9 protein-coding genes are annotated in these 18319 nt (G+C 57.5%); 7 read left to right on the forward strand and 2 right to left on the reverse strand.

Annotated elements, in window-relative coordinates; translation table 11 throughout:
• Positions 1-42: 42 nt before the first annotated feature.
• On the reverse strand, positions 43-7506 hold the full coding sequence (locus tag AC13QY_RS25270) for a beta-ketoacyl synthase N-terminal-like domain-containing protein (RefSeq protein ID WP_488494131.1): 7464 nt from the start codon (positions 7504-7506) through the stop codon (positions 43-45).
• 342 nt (positions 7507-7848) lie between these two features.
• Positions 7849-9027: a polysaccharide biosynthesis/export family protein gene (locus tag AC13QY_RS25275; protein ID WP_113351579.1), complete on the reverse strand. Its 1179-nt coding sequence runs from the start codon at positions 9025-9027 to the stop codon at positions 7849-7851.
• Positions 9028-9666: 639 nt separating this feature from the next.
• On the opposite strand from AC13QY_RS25275, the gene AC13QY_RS25280 reads away from it, so the two are divergent.
• The 7 genes from AC13QY_RS25280 (at position 9667) to AC13QY_RS25310 (ending at position 18316) form a co-directional block, all read left to right on the forward strand.
• A complete protein-coding gene (locus tag AC13QY_RS25280; RefSeq protein WP_113351580.1) occupies positions 9667-10503 on the forward strand; it encodes a class I SAM-dependent methyltransferase in 837 nt (278 codons plus the stop codon).
• A 140-nt stretch (positions 10504-10643) separates the two neighbouring features.
• The gene (locus AC13QY_RS25285; protein ID WP_069616301.1) at positions 10644-11708 is read left to right on the forward strand and encodes a hypothetical protein; all 1065 of its coding nucleotides are present in this window, start codon (positions 10644-10646) and stop codon (positions 11706-11708) included.
• A 1-nt stretch (position 11709) separates the two neighbouring features.
• Positions 11710-12990 (forward strand): KpsE/RkpR family capsule polysaccharide export protein, encoded by a 1281-nt coding sequence (locus tag AC13QY_RS25290; RefSeq protein ID WP_113390759.1) that lies wholly within the window; start codon positions 11710-11712, stop codon positions 12988-12990.
• A 13-nt stretch (positions 12991-13003) separates the two neighbouring features.
• Positions 13004-13657 (forward strand): ABC transporter ATP-binding protein, encoded by a 654-nt coding sequence (locus tag AC13QY_RS25295; protein WP_069616299.1) that lies wholly within the window; start codon positions 13004-13006, stop codon positions 13655-13657.
• A 95-nt stretch (positions 13658-13752) separates the two neighbouring features.
• Positions 13753-14952, forward strand: a complete 1200-nt coding sequence (locus tag AC13QY_RS25300) for a KpsE/RkpR family capsule polysaccharide export protein (protein ID WP_233788738.1) — start codon at positions 13753-13755, stop codon at positions 14950-14952.
• A gap of 17 nt (positions 14953-14969) precedes the next feature.
• Positions 14970-16076: a hypothetical protein gene (locus tag AC13QY_RS25305; RefSeq protein WP_113328990.1), complete on the forward strand. Its 1107-nt coding sequence runs from the start codon at positions 14970-14972 to the stop codon at positions 16074-16076.
• Positions 16077-16132: 56 nt separating this feature from the next.
• Positions 16133-18316: a glycosyltransferase family 2 protein gene (locus AC13QY_RS25310; RefSeq protein ID WP_488494132.1), complete on the forward strand. Its 2184-nt coding sequence runs from the start codon at positions 16133-16135 to the stop codon at positions 18314-18316.
• Positions 18317-18319 lie beyond the last annotated feature (3 nt).

The following is an 18319-nucleotide window of genomic DNA, read 5'->3' on the forward strand; positions in this document are numbered from 1 at the left end:
TCTTCCGCTCCGCCGGATTGCCATCATCGGCATCATACGTGGTCACTGGACGACCCTTTTTTCCTGGTCTGAGGCATGGCTGCGCGCCAGACGCTCGACCACGCCGTCATCACCCGCTACGTCGCCATTACCATCATCACCATTGCGATTCATGACACGATCACGCAAGCGGCTGACGACATCGCCCACGGTGGTACCCTCGCCTACGCCGCTCAGAGGAATATCGAAGCCGGTCTTCTGTTGGAAGCTCATGCCCAGCTCCATGGCCATCAGGCTATCGAGCCCGATATCCTTCAACACCTTGTCAGGCGTCACCGTGTCTTCCGTCACGCGCAAGATGGCGGCAATCTCCGCAGCGATGAGCGCATGCAGTGCGGCCTGAGCCTCCCCTTCCGATTTCCCCCTGATCAGCTCCCTGAGATCGACGTTGTCTCCCTCGTTGAAGACCTGATGACTGCCTGCATGGCGCATCAGTGGCTCGAACAGCGACCGGCCTGAGATCGGCAGCAGGCGCACGGCATTCCAATCGATCTCGGCGATCATGACCGCCGCTGCATCGATCGCGCCTCTATCCGCCAGCATATAACGCTCCACCTGCTCCAGAGCATCGCGTGCCTTCAGCGCAGCCTTGCCGATGCGCTTGGAAAGGAGATCATTGACCTCGATATTGCGGGCAAGGAAGCCCTTGTCGGCGATGGCGCCGAAACCGACGGCGAGCGCGGGCTTGCCGGCAGCGCGGCGCGCACGCGCCAGGCCCTCCAAGTAGCCGTTTGCCATCACATAATTCGCCTGGCCGGGATTGCCGAGCATGGTCGTTGCCGAGGAGAACAGCAGGAAAAGCTCCAACTTGTCGTCTCGCGTCGAGCGATCCAGGTTTTCGGCGCCACGGATCTTGACCTCGAGAACGGGACGATTGCGCTCCGGCGTCAAGTTGGCGAGCAGTGCGTCGTCCAGAACCATGGCGGCATGAACGACACCCTTCAGCGCTCCTTCGGAGCGAAGCGAGGCAAGCAGCGTCTCAACCGCTGCAGCATCGGTGATATCGCAGGCATGCAGCGTCGTCACGACATCTCGCCTGGTCCAATCGGCTATCGCCTTTTTCGTTTCCGCATCGGCAATGCCTCGGCGCGAGCACAGAGCTATGCGGCGCGCACCTCTGGAAACAAGCCAATCGGCGGCGGATAGGCCGAAGCCGCCAATGCCGCCCGCAACGAGAAAAACGCCTCCGGCATCGAAGCGCAGAGATTTCGCAGGCGCTCGCAAGACGCCGTCGACACGCGCAACAGGCGGGCGCACCACGATCTTGCCGATATGGCCGGCATTCTGCATCAACCGGAAAGCGTTGCCGATCTCGTCAAAAGCGAAGGCGCGATACGGCAGCGGCGTCAGCTTTTCTTCGGCGAAAAGCTGACCGATCTCCCTGAATATGCGCCGTGTCAGGTCGGGTACATTGACCAGAAGCTGATCGGCATCGATACCGAAATAGCTGACATTGCGCCGGAATGGACGCAGGCCAATCTTGCGATCGGCGTAATAATCACGCTTGCCAAGCTCCAGGAAACGGCCAAAAGGCTTGACCAGCTCGATGCTCCGTTCCATCGCTTCCGAAAAGAGCGAATTCAGAACGAGATCGACACCCTCGCCGCCCGTAAGCCGCCGCACGCCGGAAACGAAATCCAGAGAGCGGGAATCAAGCACGTGATCGGCGCCGAGCATTTCAAGGAAGCCGCGCTTCTCGACTGTGCCGGCCGTGGCGATCACCTTCGCTCCCCTGTGCTTGGCGATCTGGAGTGCAGCCAGACCGACGCCGCCGGCAGCTCCATGGATCAGGATGGTCTCGTCAGGCTGAATGCGTCCAAGCTCGACCATCGCGTAATAGGCGGTCAGAAAGGCAACCGGCACAGTGGCGGCAGCAACGGTTTCCATCTGCTCCGGCAGCTTTGTCACGCCATCGCGATGGACACGCACATGAGTCGAGAATGCTGCAGGCCCGATCCCCATCACCCTATCGCCCGGCTTGAGATCATCGACCGCATCGCCCACGGCAAGAATTCGTCCGGCGAATTCCATGCCGATCGTGGCACCGGCAAAGCCATCTTCCAAGGCTTCCTCAGGCAGAACGCCCATAGCCCACATGACATCCCGGAAATTGAGGCCGGTGGCTTCGACGGAGACGACAACTTCGCGCCCGTCGGCCACGGGAAGACTCGCCTCTTCCCAGGCTACGCTGTCCAGACGCCCGCTCACATGCTGGCGGATCGTTGCTGCTGTGAAATCACTGCGGCTCGCTTCGATGGCATCGAAGGGACCAGCCACAGCTCGGACTTCCCGGACCCCTCCGGTCGCGCGATCCAGGAACCATTCCCTATTGTCCGTTTCCGCGACCATCAGGGTATCGACCACCAATAGCGCTCGACTGCCAGCCATATCGGCATCCAGCAGGTGCACGTCAAAGGCATCATATTCATTCTGCAGGACGCGTCCGAAAGCCCACAGGCCCGCATTGGCACCATCGAGAGAGCCAGCCGACAGCGGAGAGCCGCCAGGCGCCACGATGACCATTCGAGGCCGTGCTCCATCGGCGTGCTGGGACAGCAGGTTCGCCAATTGCGTGAAGGCGGAGAGACGTGACAACGAGAGTTCCGCTGCATCGCCGCGCTTCATATCCGCAAGATAAACGACGCGGCGCGTAGCCGGGTCAATGGCATCGAGAGCGTCGACAATATCCGGAGACGATGCGTCGAGATCGATGATCGTTATATTCTTGCCCAGCTTGCCGAGACCCTTCCGGCCTTGCTCCGATAAGATCAGGATCGGATCGACGGCTTCCGCAACAATATCCTCTGCCGGCTGCCGCTCGGAGACAGCCGACACCGTAATCAGCGCGCCTTCGGGGAAAGTCTGTTCCTGGATCAGAGGCTTGGCAAAGCCCAGAGTTCCGAGGAGATCGGCAATCTGCTGGGGCGTACCGAGCCGTCCGACCGGGAATTCCGGCGACTGGCTATCGGCAAACCAGCTTTCGGAAAGACCGAAGACGAAATCATTGAAGGCGCTCGGTGCGCGATCGACGAGCAGCAGCTGCGCGCCGCTGGCGGCGACCGACCGGACCATCCGCTTGATCTCGTCATTGTGGCGCATCAGATGCTGGCTCTGATCGCCGGAGACGACCACGATGTCGGCGACACGGTGATCCGTCAGCCTGACAGGATCGGCAACGATAACATGCGCGTCACGCTCAAAGGCGATCTCCAATGCTCGACGGGCTTGCTCGCGCGGCTCAGCGATCACGAGACATGCACCTGAGGCTGCGGCGATCGTTGCCAGCTTTCGACTGAACGCAACCGATATCGAGCCGACCTCAAGAACGTGCCCGATCGGCCCGTCATTGGCCTCGATGGAGGAAGCCAATGCCTCTGCCAGCATCGAAAGCCGTCTCTGGCTCAACGGAGAATGTACAAGCACATGCTCCAGCGTCGCCCCACCCGGCATATTTGCGCCCTGGGCCGCAGGCTCACGCCCCAGCACATGCGGACGTATCATCGCCAGATGCTCGAGCGTCTCGCGATAGGCATCGCCAACGAGGATACTCTCGGCCACGCGCCCGGCGTCCTCGCGATAGATTTCCTGCAACAGTTCCGCCACCGGCGGCAGCGTCGGCTCCAGGGGAACATGCCACCTGCCGTCTCCCGTCTCCGCGATGCCGGCGTCCTCCAAAATGTAGAGGCAATTGACGAGGAAAGACCTGAACTCAGGATCGCCGGGAAGGCCGGAGAATGTGACGGTACCGTTGCGGTCCGCAACCTTCAGCGCGATATCATGGCAGGCCCGATAGATCGCGGCATCAAGAAGAAGACTTGCATTGTTGAGTGCATGGTTCCCATCTGAGCTGCCGTATGATGAAATTCGTCGTCTGCCGGCGCCGGTTCTGTCTTCGCCGGCGAAAAGAGCCGAAGGCACGCCCTCGTAATGAAAAGCGACGGATTCGAGCGTTGCCCTGCGGCGCAGCTGTGTGCGGCGGAAACGGCTATCGTCAAGAACGACGACCGGCATGGCATCTGCATCGAACAGGGTGAAACGGGCCTTGATCGAATTCGCGCTGAACCGCTCGATCTCGATAACGGCTTTGACGATCGGCCTTCCCTTCCCGAAAGCTCTCACAGTGCCGAAATGAACGGGAATATAGGGAGCACCGGTTTCGTCGCCGGAGAATTGATCGAACAATGCGACGAGTCCGTGAAACGCCGCATCGACCGACATGGGGTTGAGATTATAGTTGGCGAAGGGATGAGACGGCGGGGCAGCCGGCTTCAGATCCACTTCGATCACATGATGACCGAATGCCACGGCTTTCGACAGAAGCTGGAAATGCGGGCCATAATGCAATCCGAAACGATCCGCCGTTTCGTAGGTCACATCGGAGGTCAGCGTCGATTTGCGCTCTGTGCCCGATCGCTCGAGGGATCCGCTGTATCCCTCGCCGGCCAGCGGCTTGCGGCAACGTCCAACCACGTGAACCGTCCATTCGTCATGGCTCAGGCGTTCGCGCGACCGGATCTCGATATCTCCGGTCTCAGGCGACAGGACGGTCGACAGCTCGACCATTCGATCTTGGGACAATTCCAGCGGCCGGATGATTTCGAGATTGCCGATTTCAACCTCATCCGTCCCGTAATAGCGTTGCGCCGCCGTTACTGCGATCTCGACGAAACCACTACCTGGCATGATAGCCTTGCCGTCGACCACATGTTCAGCAAGGTCCGGGAAGAGACGGGCATCGAGATGGTTCTTCCAATTCGAACCATTAAGATCGGCGCGCCAACCGAGCAGCGTATATGGGCTCTTGCGATCCCGACCGAAGATATCGATCTCGTCCGTCGTCGGAGGGGTGCGAAGCTCCAGTGGCTCGAAAGGCAGAGACGGAAGTTTGACGAAGGCGTTGCGGGTGGCACTGCCGCGGGCACGCAGCGCAGGCGCTCCATTGGCGACTGCCCGCGCAAATGATTGCGAAACCGGATCATGGTCGGCAACAGGCGCTTCCCGTAGCAAGGTCGGTATCGCAATGACCTGAACGGATGCCTGTTTGGCGATCTCCGCCACGTAGTTCGACAGAATCGGGCGCGGCGAAATCTCGATGAAGAGGTTGCATCCCATTGCCATCGCGGCCTGACAACCAGCCTTGAAAAGCACAGGATCGCGAACATTGCGCCACCAATATTGCGTGTCCAGCAGGCGCCCGTCGCGCAGTTCGCCTGTTACCGTCGAGATGAAGATCCCCGTGCCGCTATCCGGTGCGAGATCGGGCAGGTCCGCGAAAAAAGCCTCTTTGGCGCGGTCGATGATCGGATGGTGGAACGGATAATTGATATCGAGAACATGCGCGACGATCTGGGATTTCCGCGCAGCGTCCCTGTAGGCCTCTATCTCATCGGCCGGACCGGAGATCGTTACCGAATTCGGAGCATTGATCGCAGCGATACATATATTGTCGAGACCTTTGGATTTCGCAAAGGCCAGCGCGGCATCCTCGCCAAGCACCACGGCAGCCATCTTGCCCTCGCCGGCGAGGAGATCCTGATGCAGCGAGCGCTTGGCGACGATTGCAACCGCTTCGGCTGCCGTCAGCGCCTTGGCGGCATAAGCGGCTGCGATTTCGCCGACCGAATGGCCGAAGACCGCATCGGGCTTGACCCCCATGGACCATAGACAATCCGAAAGAGAAGCCTGGATTGCAAACAACAGCGGCTGCGCGATCTTGGTATCGGCCAGGCGTGCGGCAAGATCGGAAGCGACGAGCACATCGGTCAGCTTCTCGCCGAGATAATATTCAAAGAGCGCGCTGAAGGATTGGAAGCATTGCCGGAAATGGCGGTTTTCCTGATAGGCACCAACACCCATTCCCGCCCATTGCGAGCCGTTGCCGGAAAAGACGAAGGCGATCTTGGCAGCCTGCGCCGGAGCTTCACCTGCCTCGCCGACTGAATTTCTGCCTGCAAGATGCGCATCGATCGCGGCAAGCACGGCCGCGCTGTCCTTAGCGCGGGCAGCAAAACGATGACGCATGGGTTCGCGATTGGCAGCAGCGGAAGCAACGATCTGACGAGCCTCCTTGGGTTCGGCAGTTTCAAGACGGGTCCTATAGTCTTCGAGCAGCGTCGAAAGAGCGGACGCCGTATGAGCGCTGACGGCAAAAACGATCCCCTCACCTCGCATTGGCGGCTCCGGTGGCGCGATCGGATCGGGATCGCTGATGACAACGTGAGCGTTCGTTCCGCCGAAGCCGAAGGAATTGATCCCGGCAAAGCGTGCCTGCTTGGCCGGAAGAAGCTCGATCGTTGATGTGTTGACCCGAACGTTCAATCCCTCGAAGTCGATGGACTCGTTCGGATGGTCGAAATGCAGCGACGCCGGAAGGAAATTATTCTCAAGCGCAATCACGGCCTTCAACAGCCCGAAAAGGCCGGATGCGGGTTCGGTATGGCCGATATTCGTCTTTATGGAGCCGATCGGTACAGGCGCCCGGCGATTGCGCCCTATGACTTCGCCGATCGCCCAGATTTCGGCGGGGTCGCCGACCTTCGTTCCCGTTCCATGGCCCTCGATGAAAGCGATGCGGTTGACGTCGATATTGTGCCCCTCATAGATCGACTGAAGTAAGGCGGCCTGCGCCTCACGGGACGGCATGGAAATGCCGTTGGTGCGTCCCGAAGAATTGACCCCTACGGCATGGATCCTGGCATAGCTGCGGTCCTTCTCGCGAAGCGCAACGTCCGTCCGGCGCAGTACGATCGCCGCACCGCCCTCTGCGCGGACATAACCGCGGCCATTATCGTCATACGCGCGGCAGAGGCCTTCTGGGGAGAGCATGCGTGCCTGCGCAAACCCCACGAAGGACATGGGGTTGAGCAGGATATTGATGCCGCCGACGATTGCCGTATCGATCTCGCCGCTCTCCAGCGCCTTCACCGCCTGATCGAGGGCGACCAGCGACGACGAACAGGCCGTGTCGATCGTCATGCTCGGTCCGCGCAATCCGAATATGTGCGAGATGCGGTTGGAAACGATGGAAAGCGTGTTGCCCGTCATGAAATACGGGCTGCCCGAGGCGGGGTCTTCCAGCGTCAGATTGCCATATTCAAGGGAGGATGCCCCGACATAGACGCCGACGCGCTGCCCCTCGAATCCATCGAGCGGCAAGTTTGCATCTTCCAAAGCGCGCCAGACTATATTCAGAAGAACGCGCTGCTGCGGATCCATCTGCATCGCTTCGCGCTGGGAAAGGCCGAAAACCGCTGGATCAAAGGCGTAGACATTCTCGAAGACGCCAGCTGCAAAACTGTAAGTCTTCCCTTGAATACCAACAGCCGGATGCCAAAAGCGCGCAAGATCCCAGCGCTCCTCTGGTATGCGGCTTACGGTACAACGCCCCTCCTTGAGGACAAGCTGCAGTTCTTCAATCGAACTCGCCCCTGGGGCAACGCTTGCGCGTCCGATAATTTCAACTGTCATGTTCTCTCAGCAATACTCGAAGAAGTGCACCAAACTGCTAAATTCAATATTAGCTGCGCACGTTATTATCTGTGGTTGTTATCGACAAAAAATTTGCGTGTGCAACCAATATGCGGCAGCGCAACAACCGATGCAATATGCGATCTCTTACACCCTTCAATCCAAGTCGAAGATCGCAGCTATTGCTTGCGACGATTGTCGCGTTTTCGACAAGTCAGTTCGCGATGAATTTCCGTTGCCGACAAGGCACGATCCGTCACAATCATACAGATGTCGGCATCCGCCGACGAATAGGAACACAGGGAGACCAGATGGCACCGCCGCTCCTTCATTTTTCCAGGATTACTGCCCCAGATTCACCGCTGTTGCTGCTCCCTGGGACGCGATGCCTAGCGGCGTACCGATAAGATTCAAGAACTTCCTGATGTCGACGGAAGGATGGCGCGACACGTAGATGACGTCGCGGCTCTTGACCGGGAAGGTCTGCCCTACGATCAGGCTGTCGGGATTGGACATATCGAACCGATAAACGATCGGATAGCGTCCCTTGGCATCCGGCACCATTCCCTTGCGCAGCAGCTCCTGGAAACGGGCGGGGCCGAGCAGAATCTTCGCGATTTCAGGCTCTTCGTAGCGGAACAGGAAGAAGCCCTTGGCATTGCTCGAATCGTCGATCGCGCCATGACCGAGGGCAACAGCCTCGAGCAGATTCAGATCGTTCGCCCCGAACTCGATACGGCCGTCTCCACGAACAGAGCCGAGCAAGGTGAAGGTTCGCGGATCGCGGACGAGGAAAATCTGGTCGCCCGGCTGTACATAGATATCTTCCGAAGGATGCTCGATGATCGACTTCAGCAGAACCGTGCCGGTCTTGCTGCCGCGAACCAGCGTAACATAGGTTTCATAGGGTTGCGTCGAGGGGCCACCGGCCTTGGCGATGACTTCGGTGATCTTTTCCCTGGTCAGATCCAGCGGCACCATGGAAGGACGGCCAACGGCGCCCGAAACCGTAACGGTGCGCGACGGCGTGCCCATGCTCGTTACGATGACATCCGGCTCGACGGCCTTTGTAGCCAGCGCCGCCAGGATCGCCTTGCGAGCCTGGTCAAGCGTCTTGCCTGCGAATCGAACCGAGCCGGCATACGGGATTGCCGCCGTGCCGTCCGGCTGCACGACGATATCGAGCGATACCTGCTTCGATTGCGCCGTCGAAAACAGGCCATCGGCACCAGCTTCGAAAATCGTGACCTTCAATGCGTCGCCGACACCGATAACGACCGGACCGACGCCACCGCCCATGCCAAAACGGCGATTGAGGGTGGAGGAAACATAGTCGGAAACCAGGCGCGCACTGCGGCTGTCGATGTCGACAATGTCGAAAACTGCGGCATTCCTGCGACCCAATTCGACACTGGATTGACCGGCATCTTTTACAATAGCGCCAGCCAGCGGACCTTCGCTCGAAACGGAATTGCACCCCGCAAGAACCACGCAACAAATCACGGCGCCAATACGAAACAATTGAAACCCTCAAACCAATTAGCTGCCGTGATTACCTGATGGCATACATCGACATAGAATGCATCAAATCTATCGACGCCTTGAAAAGCATAACGGGCGCGCGTCAACAAGCCCAAACGCCGGGAATACAATCAAAAATATCAGGTGCGATCATCTGACCACACCCGGGTTTAAAGAAGCGCCCCATCGGATCGAGTTTATAAGGGGTAAAGGCGGTTAAAGCAATTTGGACGAGTATTATTTGCGGTTTAAAATTAAAATTTTCTGAAAAATAAAAGGGAGCCGTTAAGTAACGGCGATAGTAAAAAAAACGCCCGAACAGCGACATAAAGTTCCACAGATCGCACTTGTGCCGCTTTTCATAAGATTGCTATTGCCTGTAAAAGAGTTGAGTCCTGACCCGCAACCCATGCAGAGATGACAGACCACAACAATCGGTACTTGCCGAATTTCTGCCTCCAGCGAGATAGCACCAATGGCTCCTCGAATCAGCCTCGGCAATCCTCGATTGTCCATCGGCACTTATAAATTCCGCCAACTTGCTGCGAGGCAAAAAGCGGTTTTTGGGGGCTGCGATACGCCAAAGCGAGAACTTCTCCGGATCGGCGGGATGCCGATTGAAATGAAGGTTATGTATTAATGCTTGGTTTTTCAAAGCGCTCCCAGAAGAAAGCATCGAAAAGTCCTCTGGAGATATTCGATCAGTACGAGCAAGGCAGGCCAGCGCACCAAAATGCCATCGATGCGCTTCAAGGATGGAACTGTGCGTTCCCGCCGGAATTCGGTCTTAACGCCGGCAATCTGCCCCTTTACGCCGACGACCGCATCGATTGGGCGTTGCACACATTCGGATCGATAGAAGGCAGGACCGTTCTCGAAGTCGGGCCGCTTGAGGGGATGCATACCCATATGCTGAATTGCCATCGCCCGGCGCGGATCGATGCGATCGAAGCGAACCGTCTCTGTTTTCTAAGATGTCTGGTCACCAAGCAGATTCTGAACATCGACACCGCCTCTTTCATGCTCGGCGACATTCAAGCGTGGCTGACGGAAGGCGAAGAAATCTACGACTTAACGCTTGCATCGGGGGTTCTCTATCATATGGCCGACCCCGGCGAGTTTCTTCGTTTGCTCGCAAAGCGGTCCCATACGGTTTTCATCTGGACGCACTTCGTCCTTGAGGACGCAATGCCCGAGGGCGATGTGCGTTGGCTGCCTTTCAGCGGTAAAGTGGAGACGAAACTGATAGATGGCATTGCGGTGCGTTATTACGAACGTAGCTATCACCACGCCAATGCCAATGCGTCTTTCTGCGGAGGCATGAAGGACCGGCACTTTTGGATGCACAGGGATGACATCTTGATGCTGCTGCGTACATTCGGCTTCAATGACGTTGTCATCCGAGATGAAAATCTAAGCCATCCAGGCGGCCCAAGCTTCTCGCTGCTGGCACGAAAAGCGCCCAGCGAGGCCTGACGAGGTTCGAATGCAAAGGCCCGACATCTGCGATATCGATAGGCATCTTGATAGATGTGATACTATGCAGGGCGTAATAACGTCATTCCATCACCAATTTCGGCGCTGTGCCGATCTGCTAGAAGCGCCGGAGCAACTCCGTGCTTTTTAACCTCGAATATGATCATGGCAATGTTATCGAGGGCTATCTGATCCCGGATGGTTTTTCCGACAAACCGCAAATCAGAATCTCGGACGCCGCCGGCGATCTGATGATCCTGCCGTGCGACCAGCTCAAACAGGCGGTCATCGACTCGGGACGGCACGAAGATGGCTATGTCGGATTCAGGCTCGACACAACAATCATGCCGGACCTCATGGAACGTACGTCGCTGATGATCCATGACGCCAAGTCGGGGCTACTGATCTACCGCCGGCCTCAGGTATCGAACACGATTCCGTTAAAGATTGTAAGGCTCGAGACACAGCTGCTGCCAATGGTCAAATTCGACTACTATTGCGGCCGCAATTTTCAATACGAGCTTTCATCCGTTGAGCGCTTCGGTCACGAAACGACCCTTCAGGCCTTTCATCTGAACGCCATCCAGTCAATCTATCTTAGCGGCCGGCTGTTGATGCGCAATTACGAAGAGTTTCTCGACAAGGGATTCAAGGCCATCGTTCTGCTTACCGATCCCTATTACGAACTTGCTCTGCGGATATTCCTTCTGAAACGGATGGCGAAAACTCAGATTTCCTTCTTCGGCGATCGCGACAAGATCATCCTGGCGCCTGCTGCGGAGCATTTCGCCGAGGTAAGCCTTGAAAACGAAGCCTCTCTCAAGACCGCCCTGAAGAAGGCGCCTCAGAGCGTCAGAAACGTCCTCGTATCGCCGGTCACCCGGCAATTGGCCACGACCATACCGGAACAGACGGTGACACGTGCCGATGTCGCCAGCGCCATCGATCTTCTCTCGCGCTTTGCAATTGTCGGTTTCGATACGGACAGTCTTTATTTTCAACAGGCGCTCAGCGAGCTCATCGGGATTTCGGTTGACGATTTTCCATTGCCACCCAGACACAGCACCCTTGAAGACGTTGCGACAAGGTTGCGTTCATTGCATATTGCCGAGCTCATGCTCGAAGAGGATTTGATTTTCGACCACTATGTGCGTCAGGCGATGAAACCAACCGCGCCCGGACTGCCGGAAACGATTGCAAGCTGACATGCCGAAGCCAGTCATTGAAGACGCGATAATTCAGGACTCTCCGCGGGTAAAAACGAGCCGGCATATCCTGCCTTCGCTGTTTCGGCGCAGGCTGCCGGCGCAGCGTGCGCGCACCGATCTCGAGGACATCGAATACATCCCGGTGCATGACAGCAACGAGCCCGAAACACAGTCGGGCGGTAAGCCGCCGCTGAGACTTATCGGCTTCGTATTGCTCGTTATTCTGCCTTTCCTGGCCAGTTCGGTGTATTACGCCTTCATTGCCTCGAACCAATATGTGGCGGAAGCACGTTTTGCCGTTCGTGCCGTGTCGGGAGCAGGCAACACCAGCGATGCCGGCGACCCCGGCGGAGCCACCAGCGCTCTGAACATGCGCTCGGCTTCGCAGGACGCCTATGTCGTCACCAGCTTCATTCACTCGACGGAAATTCTGAACCGGATCGGCAAGAAACTCGATTATCGGGCCATGTTTACCCGGCAGGATGCGGATTTCCTGTCGCGATTCAGTTCGGCGCGATCCGACGAAGAGTTCCTGAAGTACTGGAACGATCATGTCAGCGCCTATATAGACGTCACCTCCGGCATCATCACACTGAAGGTCAGGGCTTTCACGCCCGATGATTCCGTCAAGCTCGCTGACGCCATCATCGAGGAAAGCGAAAAGCTCATCAACGAGCTCTCCGAACGGGCGCGCAATGACATCGTGCAGAGCATGAAGGCCGACGTTCAGAAAAGCGGCAAGGCTTATGGCGACACGCTGATCGCCCTCAACCAGTTCCAAAATGCATCCGGCCTTCTCAGCCCGCAGATGCAAGCCAAGAACAGCGGCACGCTTCTGACAGGGCTGCTGGCCCAGAAACTGGAATTCGAAACGCGCCTCTTCGTCATGCGGCAATCCAATGCCCAGAATTCTCCGACCTATCAGCAGCTCAATCTCGCTAAAGACAGTCTCGATGCACAGATCGAAAAGATGAGATCGGAGTTGACAGGTCCTGAGAATGCAAGCCTTGCAAAGGCCCTGCTGGACTATTCCAGGCTGGAGACCGATCGCATGATCGCGGAAAAGCTCTACGAAAGCGCGCAGAAGAACTACGATGCCGTGCTAGCCGAAGCTCTGCGCAAGACGCTCTATCTCGCCGTTTTCGTCAAGCCGGTGCTGCCAGACGAATCGATATTTCCGCGTCGCGTCAGCACACCACTGATCATATTGCTTGCGCTTGTTGTCACTTGGGCGACCCTTTCTCTCATCTGGGCATCCGTCGAGGATCACCGGATATGAGTGGGAAAGCACCATGATCAGCTTCAAGAACGTCTCGAAATTCTTCAAGACACAGAGCGGCAAGAAGATCATCCTCGACCGGGTGCATTGCGAGTTCGAATCCGGCTATTCCTACGGCCTGCTCGGCGTGAATGGTGCCGGAAAATCGACAACGATCCGCATGATTGCAGGCACGATGCTGCCGAATTCGGGCAAGATCAGCAAAAATGTTCGGGTATCCTGGCCGCTGGGCCTCGGCAGCGGCTTCAATCCCTTCATGACGGGGCGGGCCAATGTTCATTTCGTTGCGCGCGCTTACGGCGAGGATGTCAGGCGCGTCTCCCGCTTCGTCGAAGAGTTCGCCGAATTGGGCGACTATCTCGATGCGCCGGTACGCACTTATTCCTCGGGCATGAGCGCTCGATTGGCATTCGGGCTTTCGATGGCAATCGAATTCGAATGCTATCTCGTGGACGAAGTTCTGGCGGTCGGCGATGCGCGCTTCCAGGAGCGCTGCCGCATCGCGTTCGAGAACAGGCGCAAGAATTCCGATATCATCATGGTGTCCCATAGCATGAGCATGATTAATACACATTGCGACAGGGGTATTGTACTTGTCGATGGCAGACTTATCGTCTTCGATAAGGTAGAGCAGGCTATCGAAGCCTATTATAGATTGAATCGATAGAAGATCAGGAATCGACAGCAAGGCCCAATATGGCTCATGATACCGAAAACGCGCCAAAAACGCTTCAGCTCAGCGCGACGGAGCGTAGCCGGAACGTGGCCACGAATCTGTCGGTGACCGCGCGGAAACTGCGCTTCTCGACATCGAGGCGCAGCCAGCTGTTCAAGGCCGTCGGCCTGCGGCCGCGGCCGATGCAGCAGATCATCGGCAAGGTCATGCTGGCATCGACCTTTCTGCTGATTGTCGTCCCCAATGTTGCTTCGATCTACTATTTTACCTGTGTCGCGTCCGATCAGTATCAATCGGAAACGCGCTTTACGGTCCGCACCTCCACGCCCGCACTCGGCAGCAATCAGATTACCAAGGTGACCGGCCTGCCGCCGGCACAGATCGTCCAGAACACCCTGATCGTCACCAACTTCATCAAGAGCAAGGACATGGTTACCGCCCTCGAGGAAAGGGTCGACTTTCAAAAGATCTACGGCAACGACTCGATCGATCGGATTGCGCGCCTAAAGAAGGATGCGAGCTCGGAAAAGCTGCTCAATTACTGGGAAGACATGGTTTCGGTCAAAATCGATGCGAACAGCGGCATCGTGACGGTCAAGGCACGGGCTTTCACCGCGGCCGATGCTCAGAAGGTATTGCGCGAGGTTGTCGCCGCGTCCGAGGTCGTTGTTAACGACGTCAACACCCGCATCTGGCGTGACGTCATCGCAACCGCCCAGGCGAATCTCGACAATGCTAGGGATCAGCTGCAGAAGGCGCGAGATCAGCTTTTGATTGCGCGCAACCAGACAGGCGTCCTCAGCGTCGAGGGATCGTCGACCGTTATCACGAACCTGATCTCATCCGTGCAGAAGGAGAGGATAGAGCTTCAACAGAAATATGACGCGCTGCTTGGGACCGTCTCCGCCGATGCACCGCAGATGCGCGTGTTGAAACGCGAGATCGACAGCAGGCAGAAGCAGATCGATCAGCTCAACAGCCAAGTCGCCGGGCAGAACAAATCCGAACAGAATCTCGCGGACGTTTCCGTGGATATGTCGCAGCGCGAACTGGAACAGAGCCTTGCCGAGCAGCAATTTGCCTCGAGCATGAAGACGCTGGAGCAGGTCAAGTTCGTCAGCAAGCAGCAGTTGCTCTACCTCGATACGTTCCTGGCGCCCAGCCTGCCCGACGAGGCGGAGTATCCTCAGCGGGCACTCTGGATCGGCGGGATCTTGGGTGTGACGCTCCTTGCCTGGGGTGCCGTTTTCGGCATCCTCGCAAATCTCCGAAGTCGCCTGGCGTGATTTTGCGCGGAAGCCCCATGCAAGTTTTGCGCGACATCGTCTATCAATTGCTTCCAAGACCGCGGCCATCCAGTGCGTTGGCGGGAGATGGTGAGCGCGTTGCCAGGCGTCTGCTCATCTTGTCGCGCCACCCCAATCCGAGCTTCAGCTACTATCTTGCTGAGCGGGCCAAGACACTCGGCCACATTCCGGTCATCATGAAAGGCCTCGACGACCCCCTCGACGCCATCGATAGCGACGGACTCTTCGTCATCATTTGCCGCTACATTAAGCAGCCGCAATTGCGCTGGCTGGAGGAAAGGCGAGGCACGCTTGCCGGGGTCGCCTATTTCGTCGATGACGACATCCCCGCCGTCGTGACCGGCAACGAAGCCGGTTGGCTCTATAAGTTCAGGCTGATCAAATTGGCGGTCCGCCCAATGCCGAGGGTCAATAGGCTCCTTACTCATGTCTGGACTTCGACCGAACCCCTGGCAAACGCGCTCGCGATGAGAAGCCATCGGATAGATATCCTGCCGCCGCTTCCAGCGGATGCAGCAGAAATCGTGGTCAATGGCAGGGATGACGGAGGCACGCCGCTGAGGATGGTCTACCATGCCACCGGCGTCCATCGCCGCGAACACGAGTTCCTCATGCCGATCGTCAAAGCCGCGATGGAAAAACACGGCAACCTGCATTTCGAGGTTTTTGCCGCCGGCACTCTCGCTCGACGCTGGGCTTTGCAAGGGATCGACCCGGCGAGAATGGCGATCATTCCGCCGCTCCCGTGGCCGGCCTATCTCGCAAAGACAGCACATCATCAAGCCGATATCGCTCTGGCTCCTCTTCTGTCCGGAAAGACCAATGCGAGCCGCTCGGATACCAAGCGGATCGACATCAGCCGCCTGCAGGCAGCAGCCATATTTTCCCGATGCCCGACTTTCGAACGATGCGTCGTCGCCGGGGAACTTCACATCGGCAATACCGCCGACGAGTGGCTTGCCGCTATCGACCTGCTCATCGGCGACCGCGCGCGACGGCTTTCTGCTCGCGATGCCACACGACATTCGATCGAGAAAATGCGGCTGTATGCCAGTCCGACATTTCCAGGCATACGTTTTGAACCTCTCAGCGGCGCGGGCTAGGCCAGGAATTTCTCAGGCAATGCCTCTGCTCGCATTTAGAAGAAATCAATATTTTGATGACACTCAAAATTATACCGAACGCCGATCTCGAACGGGAAATCTCCGTTGACGCCGATCCCAGCCTATGGAAATCCATGGGGGATGATCCGGCTTTCGAGATCAGATTTTCGCCGGTGCGAAAGAAGCTGATCGTCATCCATGTAGTCGCAACCGACGAGCCGCTAGATCCCAAATTCTATATCAATCGCGGCTACGGCTTCCGCGAGAAGGATACGGTCTCTCTTCCGGAAGGGCATCGTTTCGTCATCACCGCGGACATCGGTTCGGTCGGCTCCATCTGCGCCCTGCGTGCCGATCCGGCCAGCTTCCCGACGACGTTCCAGTTCGCCGCCAGGGCCTTTGCGTCCGAAAAATCGGCTGAAAGATATATTGCAACCCTTCTTCGAAGCGAGGAACGAACCAAACGTGTCGATCTCGGCAGGCTGCCCCAGTATTGGCTGAAATTGCCCAGACTGCGCTTGGGGCGCCGCGCGCCTAACCTGACGATACAATATGCCGAGGCGAGCTATAGGCTTGCTGCAGAACTGGAGACAGCATCGGTACCGGCGGTGGGAACCTGGCTCAGTGTGGTAGTTCCCGTCTATAATGCTCCGCCCCGTTATCTGGACGACCTCGCCAAATCCTTTGAAGAACAGGGTGAAACAGGCACCGAGCTCATCCTGAGCGATGATGGCTCGACGTCGCCGGAAACGCTGCAGTGGTATCGGAGCCAACAATCGAAAGACAATATCCGTTTTGTGCTGAATGAGCGCAACGGTGGCATCGCGGCCGCTACCAATGCAGGTCTGTCCCAGGCACGAGGGCAATGGATCGCCTTTCTCGATCATGACGATGTCATCGCACCGCATGCCTTCAAGCTCATCCGGCATACGCTGGAGCAAAATCCGGACGCGAATTTCCTCTATACAGACGAACTGGTGGTCGACGACATCTTGAAGCCGACCGGCGTCATGCTGAAGCCTGCTTATGATTCCGTGCTGCTGACGGGCGTCAATTACATCAATCATTTTTCTATCTACCGCCACGACCGCCTCCGGGAGATCGGCTATCTCCGCATGGGCTACGACGGCTCGCAGGATTACGATCTGTTGCTGCGTTATCTGGAGGGCGTCCCCGAGGAGAGCGTCCTCCACCTGCCCTACCCGGCATATTGGTGGCGGCGCAATGGCAAGACCTTTTCCCGCAAGTTCATGGAGGCCGCTACCACGAACGCCAGGAAAGCGCTGGTCGAACGATTTGAGCGGCTAAAGCAGCCGATCGCCGTCGAGGGCGCTCTCACCACGACACTGCACCGGATCATCTTTGAAGCCCCGCATGCGTGGCCGAAAATCTCGATCGTCATTCCGAGCAAAAACAATTTCGATCTCATTTCACGCATCCTCGGCGATCTCTTTGAAAAGACGGATTATCCGAATTTCGAAGTTCTGGTCATCGATAACGGTTCCACGGATCAACCAGTCCTCGATCTCTACGAGCGCTACCGCCAGCGCGAGCCGCGATTTTCGGCAACTGTCACACCGGAAGCCTTCAACTTCTCGCGCTCGGTCAATCGCGGCCTGAGCGCGGCGACGGGGGAGCACTATCTCATCCTGAATAATGACATCGAGGTCATCGAAGCGGGCTGGTTGAAGGAGATGGTCTCCTGCTTCGCCTATGACAGGACCGGCATCGTCGGCGCGAAACTGCTCTTCGCAAACGACAAGATGCAACATGCCGGTGTAGTCATCGGTTTCGGCGGACTTGCAGGTCACTGGTATTTGAACAAGCCCAAGGAGTTCGGCGGACCGATGAACCGGCTGCATGTGCGCAACACCATGACCTGCGTAACCGGAGCGGTGATGCTGATCTCGGGGGACTGCCTACGAAAAATCGGCCTTTTCGACGAGGAGAATTTCGCGGTCGCCTATAATGATGTGGACTATTGTCTGCGGGCACACAAAGCCGGCTATCGCATCGTCTGGACGCCCTTCGCCTGTCTTTATCACCATGAATCGCTGTCGCGCGGCTCGGACAAATCCGGCGAGCGGAAAAAGCGTTTCGAGCAGGAAAAGCAGAACCTGCGCCGGCTCCACGCCACGCAGGGTTTCATCGACCGCGCGCTCAATCCAGCCTACAGCCGGGACAAGTCGGACCCGAGGATCGTGATACCGACGCAACTGCATATCCCGTCGATGCCGTAGCGC

Source organism: Martinezella sp. CNPSo 3795, from assembly GCF_057784475.1.

Coding starts and splice junctions, on each gene's coding strand:
- AC13QY_RS25295 (WP_069616299.1), top strand. CDS start 13,004: ATGATCAGCTTCAAGAACGTCTCGAAATTCTTCAAGACACAGAGCGGC.
- AC13QY_RS25280 (WP_113351580.1), top strand. CDS start 9,667: ATGCTTGGTTTTTCAAAGCGCTCCCAGAAGAAAGCATCGAAAAGTCCT.
- AC13QY_RS25305 (WP_113328990.1), top strand. CDS start 14,970: ATGCAAGTTTTGCGCGACATCGTCTATCAATTGCTTCCAAGACCGCGG.
- AC13QY_RS25310 (WP_488494132.1), top strand. CDS start 16,133: ATGACACTCAAAATTATACCGAACGCCGATCTCGAACGGGAAATCTCC.
- AC13QY_RS25270 (WP_488494131.1), bottom strand. CDS start 7,506: ATGACAGTTGAAATTATCGGACGCGCAAGCGTTGCCCCAGGGGCGAGT.
- AC13QY_RS25290 (WP_113390759.1), top strand. CDS start 11,710: ATGCCGAAGCCAGTCATTGAAGACGCGATAATTCAGGACTCTCCGCGG.